The 14,454-nt window shown below is 55.7% G+C and carries 12 protein-coding genes; 7 read left to right on the top strand and 5 right to left on the bottom strand.

Annotation, left to right across the window (positions count from 1 at the left end; translation table 11 throughout):
- Window positions 1-193 precede the first annotated feature (193 nt).
- From EYC98_RS16925 to EYC98_RS16910, 4 genes are all read left to right on the top strand, one after another.
- On the top strand, window positions 194-829 hold the full coding sequence (locus tag EYC98_RS16925; RefSeq protein ID WP_279246551.1) for an inorganic pyrophosphatase: 636 nt from the start codon (window positions 194-196) through the stop codon (window positions 827-829).
- Between the two features lie 207 nt (window positions 830-1,036).
- Window positions 1,037-2,512 (top strand): acyl-CoA carboxylase subunit beta, encoded by a 1,476-nt coding sequence (locus tag EYC98_RS16920; RefSeq protein ID WP_279246550.1) that lies wholly within the window; start codon window positions 1,037-1,039, stop codon window positions 2,510-2,512.
- Entirely contained in the window at window positions 2,513-3,562 is a 1,050-nt protein-coding gene (locus tag EYC98_RS16915; RefSeq protein ID WP_279246549.1) for a glycosyltransferase, read from the top strand.
- Window positions 3,531-4,691, top strand: a complete 1,161-nt coding sequence (locus EYC98_RS16910) for a glycosyltransferase (RefSeq protein WP_279246548.1) — start codon at window positions 3,531-3,533, stop codon at window positions 4,689-4,691. The genes EYC98_RS16915 and EYC98_RS16910 overlap by 32 nt, the downstream gene beginning before the upstream one ends.
- Window positions 4,692-4,724: 33 nt before the next feature.
- On the opposite strand, the gene EYC98_RS16905 is transcribed toward EYC98_RS16910, so the two are convergent.
- A complete protein-coding gene (locus EYC98_RS16905) occupies window positions 4,725-6,263 on the bottom strand; it encodes an aromatic ring-hydroxylating oxygenase subunit alpha (RefSeq protein WP_279246547.1) in 1,539 nt (512 codons plus the stop codon).
- A gap of 253 nt (window positions 6,264-6,516) precedes the next feature.
- Here EYC98_RS16905 and EYC98_RS16900 point away from each other — a divergent pair, with 253 nt between their 5' ends.
- Both EYC98_RS16900 and EYC98_RS16895 read left to right on the top strand, forming a co-directional pair.
- A complete protein-coding gene (locus EYC98_RS16900; protein WP_279246633.1) occupies window positions 6,517-8,460 on the top strand; it encodes a beta-ketoacyl synthase in 1,944 nt (647 codons plus the stop codon).
- A gap of 30 nt (window positions 8,461-8,490) precedes the next feature.
- Entirely contained in the window at window positions 8,491-8,862 is a 372-nt protein-coding gene (locus tag EYC98_RS16895; protein ID WP_279246546.1) for a YkvA family protein, read from the top strand.
- Between the two features lie 3 nt (window positions 8,863-8,865).
- Here the strand turns inward: EYC98_RS16895 and thpR are convergent, their stop codons facing one another.
- Entirely contained in the window at window positions 8,866-9,411 is a 546-nt protein-coding gene (thpR, locus tag EYC98_RS16890; RefSeq protein WP_279246632.1) for an RNA 2',3'-cyclic phosphodiesterase, read from the bottom strand.
- 51 nt (window positions 9,412-9,462) lie between these two features.
- Here thpR and EYC98_RS16885 point away from each other — a divergent pair, with 51 nt between their 5' ends.
- On the top strand, window positions 9,463-9,888 hold the full coding sequence (locus EYC98_RS16885) for a nuclear transport factor 2 family protein (protein ID WP_279246545.1): 426 nt from the start codon (window positions 9,463-9,465) through the stop codon (window positions 9,886-9,888).
- Between the two features lie 11 nt (window positions 9,889-9,899).
- On the opposite strand, the gene EYC98_RS16880 is transcribed toward EYC98_RS16885, so the two are convergent.
- The 3 genes from EYC98_RS16880 to EYC98_RS16870 form a co-directional block, all read right to left on the bottom strand.
- Window positions 9,900-11,102 carry a retropepsin-like aspartic protease family protein gene (locus EYC98_RS16880; protein WP_279246544.1) on the bottom strand — a complete coding sequence of 401 codons (1,203 nt, stop codon included), beginning with the start codon at window positions 11,100-11,102 and terminating at the stop codon, window positions 9,900-9,902.
- An 81-nt stretch (window positions 11,103-11,183) separates the two neighbouring features.
- Window positions 11,184-12,101, bottom strand: a complete 918-nt coding sequence (locus EYC98_RS16875; protein WP_279246543.1) for a cation diffusion facilitator family transporter — start codon at window positions 12,099-12,101, stop codon at window positions 11,184-11,186.
- Between the two features lie 49 nt (window positions 12,102-12,150).
- Window positions 12,151-14,436, bottom strand: coding sequence for an OmcA/MtrC family decaheme c-type cytochrome (locus EYC98_RS16870; RefSeq protein ID WP_279246542.1), 2,286 nt, complete (start codon window positions 14,434-14,436; stop codon window positions 12,151-12,153).
- Window positions 14,437-14,454 lie beyond the last annotated feature (18 nt).

Raw genomic sequence — 14,454 nt, 5'->3', positions numbered from 1 at the left:
TCACGCTTTCTGGCTGGACTGAGTAATCGCTCACATTTTGTCCAATACTATGCGGTTTTTTTACTCCAGAACCGGTACAATTCGCGCGCGTTTATTGGTCGGAACTTCAACTATCTGGCCTCCTTTATTATCAACCTTCAGGTCCTGACGTTACGTTTACGCGTCGCCAGGGTCGTAAGCAATGGAGTAACCCATGTACGGTAACAATGAATTCAATCGCTGGCGTCGCCATCCCTGGCACGGACTGACAGCGCGTCGTAGCGATGCCACAGACGACATAGTGCAGGTGTATATTGAGATGACCCCTGCGGATGTCGTCAAATATGAACTGGACAAGGATACTGGCTTTTTGATGGTTGACCGGCCTCAGCGTGCGACTTCTTCACCGCCTGCTCTGTATGGATTCATTCCCCAGACCTATTGCGGTGATGAGGTTGCCAAGCGCTGCCATCACGCCGATATTGCTGACGGTGACCCGTTGGATATCTGCGTCTATTCCGAGCGTCACATCACCCGTGCAGACATTCTGCTTAACGCCCGAGTCGTTGGCGGTATCCAGATGATTGACGGCGGCGAAGCCGACGACAAGATTGTTGCAGTGCTGGAAGGCGACAATATCTGGGGCGAAGTTGAAGACATTGCTGATCTTCCCGCTATTAAAATAGAGCGGCTACAGCACTATTTCTCCACTTACAAAATGGTTCCCGGCAAGAAGAATGATGTCAAAGTGGACTATGTTTACGGTCGTGAAGAGGCGCTTAAGGTAATTGCTGCAGCCCAGGCGGACTATGAGAAAGATTTCGGCCATCTGCACAAGCTGGCTGACTAGCACAATGCTGCAGGCGCCTGATTTGATGGTGTCTGCTTGATTTTTCCGCGGGTGCAGCCCTGTGCCCGCGGCTATTTTGATGGTTGTCCCTAGCTGGCTTTGTACTGATACTCCGCTCGCTGAATTCCAAAACCTCATACTTTGCGCGATTCCACGGTAAGATAGGCGTTGGTCTTTGCACGTCAGTCTTCACGCGAGGGAATGGTTTTGGCAACACACAATCCAGAAGCCTGGAACAGTCTGTTACAGCAGCTACAGGCACGCACCGATGCCGCGAAAGCGATGGGCGGCGAAGATAAGATCGCGCGCCAGCACTCACGCAACCGGCAAACCGCCCGTGAGCGTATAGATATCCTCTGCGACTCAGCCAGTTTTAGTGAAATAGGGGCTTTGGCGGGCGGTAATCACCCGGGCGGAGCCGCTGCGGTTCCAGGTGATGGTTTAGTCGGCGGCACCGGTCGAGTGCATGGCCGTTCGGTGGTTGTAATGGCCGAGGACTTTACGGTCAAGGGCGGCTCTATTGGACATCCGAATGCGGCTAAGCGAGCGCGTCTGGTACGTATGGCGGCTGAGCAGCAGCTGCCGCTTGTGCTAATGCTGGATGGCGCTGGGGAACGCGCGACTAACGGCAGTGAGCGCTATCCGGTTGCGCCGGGAGATTTACAACTGGTAGCCGACCTCAAGGGGCAGGTGCCAGTGGTGACTCTGGTTATGGGAACCTCAGCGGGGCATGGCGCGCTCACAGGAATGTTTGCTGACCTGATTATCATGACTGCTGGTTCGGCCATGTTTACGGCCGGTCCACCGTTGGTTAAGGCCGCGCTGGGTATTGATGCAACCGCTGAGGAACTCGGTGGTGCTCAGATGCATACGGCAGAAAGCGGTGTAGCCCATAACCTGGCCAACAGCGAAGCTGAGGCTGTGGCTATGGCGCGCTATTTTTTGTCGATGTTGCCGGCACGGGCGGGTGGGAAGGTGCCTGAATCTCGCGAAGCGCCAGCGGCGCAGCCGCGAGCGGTAGATCAACTGATGACCTTGATACCACCTCAGGTTAACCTCGCCTATGATATGCGCGATGTATTACAGGAGTTGGTAGACAGCCAGACCCTCTTTGAATTGCAGCCAGCTTATGGTCGAACCATGATTGTGGCGCTGGCGCGAATCGGTGGTGTGGCCTGCATGATCGTGGCGAATCAGCCTGCTGTAATGGCCGGTGCGATCACCGCCGCTGGTGCCTATAAAGCAACTCATTTTATTGATGTGGCCGCCGCTTTTGGTTTGCCATTGCTTAGCCTGTTGGATAACCCCGGAGTATTGCCCGGTGCAGCCTCTGAGCGGGAGGGGGTGCTGCGCGCTGCCGGACAGATGTTTGCGGCACAGCGCCGTTATCGCGGTCGCAAGGTTGTAGCGACGTTGCGCAAGGCGTTTGGATTCGGAAGTTCGGTGATGGGGATGAACCCCTGGGATCGTCAGACCATCAGCTTGGCACTGCCGAGTGTTACTCTCGGCGGCGTGCCAGCTATTGGTGGTGCCGAGGCCACGCGGGCCAGTGCCGAAGAGTCTGCGCAGATGCAGGAACTGCAATCAGGAGCCTGGGTGCCGGCTGACGCTATGGCTTTCGATAAGGTGATTGCGCCTGGGGAGCTGCGTAATGAGATCATTCAGGCGTTGTATCTGGATTGAATGGCTGGTCGCGCTGGCCCTTTGCTTGTCAAGCTGGATGCCGTGGGTTTCAATAGCGGGCATGAGATATATGCTTCCTCCTCTCTTGGCGACTTTGGCAGCCGTTGGCGCGGGCCCGGCTATCCGAGCCCCTTTCTGCGGCCACTGGAAGCACTGCGTATGACCGTTGCTGCAGCACCTTCGGTGCAGACTACTGCGGCGGTCATCGTCAGTTATCAGCCCGATTCAGAATTTGATGCACACTTGCAGCTACTGTTGTCTGAGTTCGACGCCGTATTTTTGGTAGATAACACTGGAGCGGGTGCGGGGCACATAGTGACTCACCCGCGCTTGCACTTTCATAGCAACGATATCAATCAGGGGCTGGGTGTTGCGCTGAATCAGGGCTGTCAGCTGGCGCTGGATGCAGGCTATGAATGGGTGGTTACACTCGATCAGGACAGCAGGCTGGAGGTAGATTTTGTGCCTATGATGATAGCCGCCTGGTCACGCAGCTCTGTATGTCCGGTGCTACTGGGGTGCAACTATTTCAGTGTTTCCCGGGGACTCCACAAAATTACTGCGGACTCCGCCGCAGCGCCGATCCCCGTGGCCACCGTCATCACGTCGGGTACCTTGATGCACCTCGATAGCTGGCGCAGCCTCGGTGGATTTCGGGAAGAGTTTTTTATTGACGGCATTGATCACGAAATTTGTTTGCGAGCACGTAACGCAGGTTGCCTTGTTGCGCTGTATCCTGGTTCGATGATGCGGCATAGCATTGGCGAGGAATATGATAGCGGCAGCTGGTTAGGTGGCATGCGGCCCTATCGGCACAGTCCGTTGCGGGACTATACCAACGCCCGGAACACTACGCGGCTGCTGCTGGAATACGTGTTACGCGAGCCGCGTTGGTGTCTGCGCAGAAGTCTGGGTTTTGCGGCTGAGTTGCTGGCAGTACTGGTTTTCGAAACCAATAAGCTGCGCCGCCTGAAATGTCTGGTGTTTGGCATTGGCCATGGTATCGCTGGAAAGATGGATGACTTCCCCGAATTTGTTCGCGATGGATAAGCCCACGCTGCTAATTCTGGGGGTGCAGTTGGAGTCTGAAGGCTACCCGAACGTACTTCATCGCGTGGCTGCTCTGCAAGATTCCGCGCACTTCAGTGTGAGCAAGATACATTATTCAGCGTGGGCCACCAGCACCCAGCGCAGTGCTGGGCTCGGCCGCGTGTTGCGCAATTTCTGGCGGATGTTGGCGGCCCATTGTGCAGTACTTTTCTGCTACCTGCGGCATCCTCCTATAGATTGCATCTATGTCCCTTACCCCGGCACTCTCCTCTTATGGGCACTGTCTTTTCTGCCGCGTCGCAGTAAGCGGGTTGTCGTCGATACTTTTATATCGCTGTACGATACGGTCGTTCTGGATCGTGGTCTGTTGCGCGAGAACAGTCTGGCGGCCCGTCTGCTATTTTTGCTGGAGCGTCGCGCTTTGCGCGCCGCGAGCATTAATATTGTCGACACAGAACAAAGCGCCAGCCACTTGTGCGCTTTGTTTGGGCTGCGCGCTGAGCAGGTGTTGGCGATCCCACTGTCGACTGATGAGGAAAATTTTATCCCCGTTACAGAGCAGGCTGATCCGGCGCGCTGTAGGGTGCTATTTGTGGGGACTCTTATACCCTTACATGGTGTGCAAACTATCACCGCCGCAGCCGCGCTGTTGGCGGATCGAGTGGATATTGAGATCAGTGTCATTGGTGATGGCCAGCAGGCGGCTGAGCTCGAGCAGGTACTGGCGGCGAACCCCGGTTGCCTGAACTGGCAACGGCAGTGGATGTCGAGTCAGGAGTTGGCCGGCGCGATAGCTGAGTCCGACATCTGTCTGGGTATTTTTGGTGATACCGAGAAAACCCAGCGGGTGCTGCCGCTGAAGCTTTATGCCTATGCGCGAGTAGGTCGCTGCATTATCACTGCGGCCACCGAATGCACTGAGAGATTCAGTGCCGGGGTTGATTATCAGCCATGGCATACGGTACCCGCGGCTGATCCGCAGGCTTTAGCGCAGGCAATTGTGGAATTGGCAGATGCACCGGCAGCGCGAGACGAACTGGCCAGCAACGCCGTGCGGTTTTATCGCGACAGGCTGAGTAATGTGGCTGCGCAGCAACAGTTGCAGGCTGTACTGTTAGGCGGGACTTAGGCCTGCAATCAAACGCTGGACAAGCTATTTCAATTAATCCAGCTCCATTGCCCGCAAATAAAGTTGGTACCAGTGGCGAATTTTGGATTCCTCGTAATCTGCAAAAATCACTTCCTGACGCTTCATCGCCTTGAGTCCTTTTTGTACCTGCGGCATGTTGTGGACATCCTGATTAAATACTTTGGCCAGCAAACCCAGCTCTGGCGCCTCTGTATAATCGGCGTCGGCATCCAGCCAGTGGACAGGCGCCGGGTCCGGACGTTCTTCACCATTGGGCGAGGGGCGCATGTACCAGCACTCGTGCACGCACTCATCGGGATTGTCGCCATTCGGGCTGAAACGATAAAAGATGTCGTTGAAGGACCCCCAGGGGTGCCAGTTCGGGAAGACGGTAAAGTAGATAGCGTCCAGTAACTCAGCGTCAGAAATTTCATCGACGCTATCACCCAGGGTAGCGCGTAAGTCTTCGCGAATCGGCTTGGCTGCAACCGAACGACGGTTTTCGGAAGGCGCAGGCTCTGGCATAGCCGGATAAGGCACTGACTCTGCACCCGGCAGTTGTTTGCCGCCAATCCAATTGCACATGTTCGGGTCGCAGTGGGTCATCGGTCCATTGACCCAGCTGCCGTCGGCGTGAAAATGACTGACGCGGCCTTTGTGGTCGGTTACGGCGACCAGGTTGTCCTCGATACGTTCGTAGAGGAACCCGGTAATCGCGTGCTTGAGCCTGGTGAACATGCGGGAGTCAGGCGCAGGCTCGTAGGGCCGAATATGCGGGCTCTCCACCTGCTGTGGAGAGATGGCGCGAGAATAATTGCCAAACACATCATACTTGGAATTACTGTCACCCAGTGAATCCAGAATAGTGGGGTGGGTGGCGATGACATGGTACGCCTCCATAAAGGCTTCCTGAGCCACTTTCCAGTTGACCTTGAGGACTTTGGCTACATGCACGGCCTTATAGCGCTTTTCGAAGGGCAGCAGAGTGAAATGATCTGACAGGTTGCCGATATGACTGGCAAAGGACTCCGCTTCTGGATCGGGGTTTATGAACAAAAACCCTCCCCAGCGTGCTACCTGGACTTCCGGCAGTCCGTATTCGGCTTTATCGACCGATGGAAAATCCCATTCACAGGGTATCTCTTGCAGTGAGCCGTCGAGATTCCAGGCCCAGCCATGAAACGGGCAGCGAAATACATAAGCAGATTTTCCACTCTGGTCACAGAGCTGGCGTCCGCGGTGTAGGCATTGATTGTAGAAGGCCTGGTAGGTGTCTTCGGCGGTCTTGACCACCAGGAATGACAGCGTGGCGATATCGTAAACGTAATAGTCACCAATATCGCGCAGCTCGTCTTCGTGGCAGGCCAGTTGCCAGCTGCGCTTCCAGATTTTCTCTATCTCACGTTCATGGATCTCCCGTGAATAGTAATAATCTGCAGGTATGCGGGTGGGGCCGGGCTCAAGCGGAGACTCGGCGCGGAGAATATCGCGTACCGGGTGCGAGTCTGCATCCAAGATGTCGGCGTAGCTGGCTCCCGCTGATCGGTTACTACCTGTAACAAATTCGACCATGTGGCATCTCTCCTTATCATTGTTGTGTGTCTGCTAGTCCAGCAATCTAGCGCAGTACTACGCTAGCCGGACTGACCTCGATCAAGATAGTCGCAGTTGTGGCTTGGGTGGCTGCTGTGATGGCTGGAATGCGCTGCAAAAGGCAATCACCAGATGGATGGTGAGGTGCTGGTCTGGACCCCGGCTGGTGACTAATGGTGTAATTCACGTTTTGCCAGTCGCGGGCGGCCCCGATGCCGCCCATGAGGGAATTATGCGTTTACCAGTTATCGTGGGTATGGGTGGTGTCAATGCCGCCGGTCGCACCTCGGGATTCCAAAGTTTCCGGCGTATGGTTATCGATGTCTTACCCGAGGCGCAGCGTCGCCAGACTCTGGTCGGTCTGGCGGTAATGATGGGCTTGGTTGCTGCAGAGGCTGACGGTCGATTTCGCGTAGTTCATGGCATTGAAAATACCGATAACACTGATCTTGCCGAAGGCACAGTACTCGATGCCAGCGCTGTTGCTGCAGGATTTGCAGAAGTTGTCTGCGCCGGCACGCTGGTGCGCCGGGTGGCGCCGGAATACTTCAACGTCGATGCATTGCATTGGCAGTCCAACGCCAGCCTGAGCCCTGCTGATACCAGCGCTGGTTTGCAATTTGCTATGCCTCTGGCGCAAGTGCCGGAACCGCTGCCGGAAGGTTGGAGTCTGGATTTGGTGGGTGATAAGGAGGCCCTGGTGACAGTGGTCGGCTCTGTTAATGTGAAGCTCGACAATCAGCGCGACTTTCCGGTCAAAGCCGCCGGTCAGCTACCCAGTGGTTTTGCGATCAGCGAGTTATACAATTCTCGCTTCCAGCCGCGCGGATTGCAGATGGCGCTGTTTGGGGCCACCGATGCACTGCGCTCAGTGGGCATCGAGTGGAAGGAGATTCTGCGCCATGTAAACCCTGACCAGGTCGGGGTTTATTCCAGTAGCGGTTTCGGACAGATGGACCAGAGCGGCTACGGCGGCATGCAGCAGTCACGCATGAAAGGCGATCGGGTCACCACCAAGGCCTTGGTGATGGGTATTAACTCCATGCCAACGGACTTCATTAATGCCTATGTGCTGGCGAATGTCGGCATCGCCAGTAGTTCGGTGGCAGCTTGCGCGACTTTCTTGTCAAACTTGCGCATTGCGGTAGCGGATATTCAGGCCGGTAAAGTTCGAGTCGCTATGGTGGGTAATAGTGAGGCCCCAATAGTGCCTGAATTGATGGATGGGTTTGCCACTATGGGTGCTCTGGCAACCGACGAAAACATGATTCGAACTTATGGTGATGCGGCAGTGGATCATCGCCGTGCGAGTCGCCCCTTTGGCGAGAACTGTGGATTTACCATGGGGGAGGCCAGTCAGTATTTCGTGTTAATGGACGACGCCTTGGCGGTTGAATTGGGCGCGCCATTACTAGGCTCGATAACCGATGTTTTCATTGATGCCGACGGTATTAAAAAATCGATTACCGCGCCGGGGCCTGGCAATCACATCACCATGGCCAAAGCGGCGGCTGCCGTAGTCGCTGTTGCCGGGGAAGAAGCCTTGCGTAGCAAGAGCTTTGTGCTGGCCCACGGCTCCAGTACGCCACAGAATCGTGTGACAGAATCGCAGATATTTGATCAGGTTGCGGCGGCCTTTGAGATTGAGGACTGGCCGGTGGTTGCGGTTAAGGCCTATGTCGGCCACACCATTGCGCCTGCCAGTGGTGACCAGCTGGTAGTAGCGTTGGGTGCATTTGTGCACGGTATCCTGCCGGGCATACCTACTATTGAGGCGGTAGCCGATGATGTGCATCAGCAACGTCTGCTCATTGGCCCAGAACATGTCCAACGTAACCCCGAGGATCTGGAGGTGGCAATTTTGAACTCCAAGGGATTTGGGGGCAACAATGCTTCGGCGGTGGTGCTATCACCCGCACGTACTCAGCGGATGCTGGAGCGGCGGTATAGCGCTGAGACCATGGCGGCTTATTACGCCAGGCGTGAAATCAGCGAAGCCGCAGCCAGCGCGTATTTTCTTGCGGCTGATCGCGGCGACTATGCGCCTATTTATCGATTTGGCGAGGGTATGATTGCGGACGAGGCGATAGTGATCGACAAGCTGCGAGTAACTATTGATGGCTTACCCGGTGCTATTGAGTTGCCCACTGACAACCCTTACGCTGATATGAGCTAAACAAAGGCTTCAGGCTGAGGGAATCAACTGATGAATGAACCGCAGGATTACTCGAAGGCCTGGTCCGAGCAGGGTTTCTGGGACAAGTTGCGCGTGTATGCGCGTACCGCCGGTCGCGAAGTGATAGAGAAAGCCCTATGGCTTTACTATGCCAGTCAGGAGGAGAAAGCCCCGGCCTGGGCCAAAGCAACTATTGTGGCGTCGCTGGGATATTTTATCGCACCCCTGGACGCTATTGTGGATCTGACCCCGGTTGTTGGCTATGCCGATGACCTTGGCGTACTGGCGCTGGCGGTGGCAGCGGTGGCGACCTATATCAACGATGATGTTCGTACTAAAGCAGCCGACAAAATGCAGCATTGGTTTGGCAGTGACGCGGATGAAAATATTGAAACAGATTAGCAGCTAAGATTGGTTGAGCTGGCGTTTCCCGGCAGAGGGATGCAGCGCCCACTCGGCAACGGTGTGATAGCTCACGCCGTGCTTACCCTGGCTGGACTCGAAGAGCGCAAAGCTGCTGCAGGCACATGAGAACTCAGGCAATTGGAGCGGTGCTCCCGGAGGCGGGTTGACCCGGCGCGCCAAGGTAAGGTGCGGTTTGAACTGGCTGCGTGCGACAGGCAATTGGCAGGAACTTGCAACGCTGCCCAGCGCCTGCGCCAACTGGTTCAGAGCCGCTGGTGGCGTCGATGGCCCCAGCCATAATATGCCGGTTTTGCTCCAGAAGCCTGTGGTATCCAGTGTCAGTTTGAAGCTCGGCAGTTCGAGCGTTGAAGTTTTGTCGATCAGAGCTTCCAGCTGCGGTTCATTAATATCCCCAAGAAATGCCAGAGTCATGTGGTAGTTAGCCACCGGCACGGGTCTCGCTAATAGTGGCCAGTTCAACCGCCTCCAACTCTCGATGTTCAGACAGATTTCCGGTTTCGGTTTAAAAGCAAAGAAGGCTCGCATCGGTGTCAGGGTATACACTTATCGCTGTGTTGCAATCAGGGAGTTTTTACCATGTCACATGAAATAATGAAGAACCGTGCACCGCATCCGGCTCGTGCCGCAGCAATACGTTCTATTGAAACCGTAGAAGCCGGCGACCGGGAAGGCTGGCTGGAAAATTTTCATGCGGAGGCTGTGCTGGAGGACCCGGTAGGCGTCTCGCCAATGGACCCAGAGGGTAAAGGCCACCACGGTATCGATGCCATAGCGGCTTTTTGGGATAACTTTATCGGTACGGGCAACGTGCGCTTTCATATCCGGGAGAGCTTTGCCTGTGGTAACGAGTGCGCCAATGTTGGCACCATTACCACGCGCTCAGCGGAGGGTGCAGTCGGGCGCTGTGAACTGGTGATGGTCTACAAGGTGGATGCGGAAGGTAAAGTATTGTCTCTGCGTGCATTTTGGGAAGTGGACGAAATGATGGCCGACTTTTTTTAGTCATGCGGTCCTCAGCGGGGCTGTAGATAGAGCAATAGCTGGTCTTGATCGATTTGGAAGCGGTAATTACGTAGCAGGTTCATGCCGAGTAGTCCGTCTACACCCGCGGCGGTGGGGTAGTCCAGCACTGCAATATCCAGTTGCTGCCAAGTAGAGTCGCCTAGAGTAATAGCGTTAGTCTGATAGACCTCACCGCTGGCCACGCCACCAGCGGTGTTAAAAAGACGTTTGCCAAGATACTGCAGTCCAGCGGAATCAAGCTTATTGAAGCCGGTTCTCGACAGCGTTGTTATGGAGGCCCCTGTGTCGATCAGTAGCGATAACTGTATGTTGTCGATGGACGCCTGCAGTACGTAGTGTTCACCCAGACGTTGTAGTGGAATGGTCTGGGGTGCGGTCATAGTGGCCATCTCTTGCGGGGTTGTATCAGAGCTGTTGCGCAGAGCAGCCTGCACGCCTTCTCGCCACTCCTCATCGCCGTTCTCATCCGCTGCGGCCAAGTTTAGTAGTAGCGCTCGCGCGCTGCTGAATTCGCCCAGTTGTTGATAGAGCAGCGCTTGCCGTAGTTGATACTGCGGCTGTGTTAAGCCGATGCTGTCTAGCAGTTCGTAAAAACCTGCCAGTTCGACCCAGTTTGTGCTTGCTGCCATTCGTTGATCGGTTGTCACTACCAAGCTCTCAAGCGCTGCTGCAACAGCACTAAGCTGTGATTTTTCGTACGCATAAGTGCTGGCGTACTGTAGCGTTCTGGCCGCTTCTTCGGGAAAGCCCTGTGCGGTCTGGTGCTCCGCCAGTAGCAACAGAACCGGAATGTCTTCGTAGTATAGATGTAGCCAAGCGTTCACATTCGCAGAGAATTCACCTGACGCGCAATGACTCATGCATTGCCGCAGCCATGAGTCTAGCGCTGGACGCAAAAGGGCCGCTGCCTCTGGGTTCTGCCTTTGAGTAAAAGCGTAGACTTCAATGGCGCTGCCAAACTGGGTATTTAACAACTGGAGGAACTCAGAGCGTGACAACGGCTGCGTTACTTCCTTTTCTGCAACAATTTGCGTGCTGACGCTACGGCGCGACGATGTAACCGGCGCTGGTGACATTACCGTGGTTGGCATGCTTTCGATAGGTGGCGGTGTGGAGTCGAGTGAACCATGCAGCAGCCAGCCGATGCTGATGCCAGCGGCAAAGATGACGGGATAAGAGATGAGGCGCTGCATCGGGTTAGTTTATGCCTGGTATGCGCTAGTGCCAAATTTGTGTGCTGGGCTACTCATCGCCTTATGCATTGTTCCATTGTCCTAGTCCGCCAATGTCATGTCATCAACAAATACCAGGTCTGCGGTGACTCGGCCCTCCATGGCATTCAGTTCCTGCACCACGCGCGTTCTGATAGCATCAAGCTCGGTGACATTTTTCAGTTTGAAATCCGGCCCCATTTTAATATGCAGTAGTATGTTCATGGTGCTGCCCATTTTTAGCATGCGCAGGCGATAATCGGCCACAGAGAGTCCCTTCATTGCCCGCGCTACTCGTTCGATCACATCATCCTGCACCGCCTTTTCCGGTGCCATCAGCAATACATCACGTCCATTCTGCATGAGTATTCTGATCGGCATAGGTAGCGCTAGTAGACAGAGAACCGTAACCACTAGTGGATCGAGGTAGTCCAGATAGACCTCCAGCGTGGTGCCAATGGCGAGATACCCGGCAATAAAGCTTAGCAGCACCGCACCACTCATCATCGAATCGATAATCCATCCCTGGGAGTCAACAGATACCAGCAAAGAAGCGGTTGTCTTTGCAGCACGCGACAAATAGAGGGCAAAGCAGATACAGCCCAGCGTCGAAATTATCCCGTAGATAACGGCATTGCCGATTTGTAGCGGTCGCCCCTCACCCAGCAGAGCGCTGACGGAGGACAGCAGTGCAAAAACGCAGAGTACCACCATCAGTAATGACTTCAGCACGTTGATCAGTGGGCCAAAGTGAGCGTAGCCATAATGAAAACGCTCGTCGTCCGGGCGGGTCACCAAAGCTGCTACTTTAAGTGTAGCGATCGCCATGAAAAAACCGATGCCCGAAAAAACCCCATCGAGTAGAATCGCCTCAGACTTTGTGGTGATGGCGAAACCCACCCCTAGCACCGACATGAATAGCGCGCCTGCTATTGAGACTTTCAGCGCACGCTGCTCTAGCGCGAGAGAAGATTCGGCCATGGTTAGATGCTCTTGAGGGTACCTTAGCAAGTTACCCGATGTTAGCTGGCTAATCTACACCATGCAGTCGGCGCACCTCATGATCACGCCCTGCGGCGTGGCAGAGGTCGCACCCCTCGGCCTCTGTGCCGTCATCGATGGCTGCCTGTGTGGTGGCAAAGCGTCCGCCGAAATCGATCATGTGTCCAGTGGCCAAGTCGGAATCATGGCAGCTGGCACAGACCGCTGTTGCCGCTGTCGTGACCAGGTCATCTGCCGGGTCGCTGGGATCGCTGCCGGTGTCCACGGTAGTGGCCAATACGCCGGCGGCCAGGGGTAGCTCAAAGCCATCATCGCCATGGCAGGTTACGCAGTTGCCAAGCCGACCTGGGTATTGCACATGCTCTTCGTCGAACACGTAGGTATTGAAGCCGCGAAAGCCGACAATCTGCAGCGGATTTTCCCTCATGCCCGCGGCGTGAATGGCATGAATCATGGTTTTCATGTCGATGGATTCTTCCTGCTTGCCATCGGTAGGAGGGTTGTTTGCAACAGCGCGCGTATCGCGATCGGTGTTGCGCGGGTTGTGGCAGGCGACGCAACTTTGCAGGTTGTCAGCACGATTTTGGCCATGCAGTACCAGGTTCTGGTGGCAACTCAGGCAGGCACCTATATCTGCCGAATCACGCCTTTCGACCGGCATGCCATCAGCCTCATCAATGGAGAAAAACGCATGCGCATCGCGGATAGGGATATTTTCCGGGTCCTCTCCCTCCTCTATGACGACGGTGGGATGACCATCAATGATCGCCACGCCGCTGCCACTGGCCGCCACTCCGGGTGGCGTTCCTGAGTCCGGTAATGCCTGGTCAAACAATACATTAAAGCTGCCATCGCCGTTCGGGGTCGCGCTGCTCAGTGCACTCTGGGAAATGGTACTGGCGTTGGTTTCACCGTTGCCGGTGTTGGTGTAATCGGTGGTCGACCAGGCCAGTTTGACGTTGAGTGAAGCGCCATCATTTATAAACGGATCGTCACCAAGAATATCGTAATCCTCACCCGTATACGGGTTGGTGACACGGATGTCGACGCTGGGTTTGTCGCCAGGCCCGGAACTGGCCACGTGTTCTACCACGGCGTCATAACGGGCGGCTTCATCACGAATCAGCAGAGCGTGGCTGCTGGCGATACTGCCGGCACGGCCGCCTTCCTGGTGACAGCTGGCACAGCGACTGTCATCGGGCTGGCCACGGGCGTGGGTATCCCAGTCGACCAGATCATGGCAGCTGCCACAGGTGTCGCGGGTGGCGTACTCGGCCCAGTTATCGCCCTGGTTGGTCAACGCTACATCAGGATAAAACTCATTACTGGTGCCGGTGCCAACGTGGCAGTTCTGGCAGTTGCGGGGATCCTGCGGGTACTGCACATGCGAGTAGTCATGTTCGCTATTCCTATAGCCATAGATAATGTAACTACCTCCCGCCTGCACGCTGGGCAGGTTGGCGCCCATGTGGATCTTGTGCACCATGTTTTTCATAGCCACGCTATTGCCGCTGTGGGCGTCAGTCGAGCCGGGGTTGTGACAGGTCACGCAATACTCCACCTCAATGCGGCCGCCGCCGTGAATAGCCAAGGGGTCGTGACAGCGGTTGCAGTTCGCGGTCGCGGCAATCTGCATGGCAGGCGCTGCGGCAAGCCCGGTGGCAGGCACCCAGTCGTAGTAGGGGTTGATTGGATTGGGGCCGCCGCCGAACTGGATGGCAACGCGGTGCGGGCGCTCGGGCTCGTAACTGACATCAAGATCCTCGGCCTGCGCCTGGGCCAGAATGTCAGGGTCCGGGTTGTTCACGTCGGTGACGTAGGTATAGGTGTAAGTACCATCGAGGTTGTTGAGCAGGTCGCCGCCGGCCCTGAAATCCTCATAAGTCGCCTGCAGTCGCGGCTCGGTGCCGGGACCCACGCTGCTATCTGGCTCTTCGATTGTGTTGATGTAGGATTGCCACTCGCCGGTGGCACCGCCCAGCTCGCTGGCCCGCAACTTGGACAATACAAAGCGCACATCTTCCAGCTCCAGATCGACAATGGCATCACCTTTTTCGTCGGTTACCTGAAAAGTAACTTCGGTGAAGCCGGATTCCGGAATTTGAGCCGCGGTGATAAAGGCGAAAACTTGCGTTGCATCGGCATAGCCGGGCGCAGCCGGTAACTCTGGAGGGGGCACAGGGACTTGGCCACCAGGCTCATCTGGACCAGGTTGCACGCCCTCGGCGCGGTCGCCGCCGCTACCGCCACCGCAGGCACTGACAGCCGCGGTCAGTGCCAGCATCAAGAATAAGTTTGTGACTTTCTTCAACATCTCGTTCACCTTTTCTCA

This window comes from Candidatus Litorirhabdus singularis, from assembly GCF_026262625.1.
In the GTDB taxonomy this organism is placed as follows: domain Bacteria; phylum Pseudomonadota; class Gammaproteobacteria; order Pseudomonadales; family Halieaceae; genus Litorirhabdus; species Litorirhabdus singularis.
Note: the sequence above shows the minus strand (reverse complement) of the source record. Positions and strands in the feature narration are given on the sequence as shown.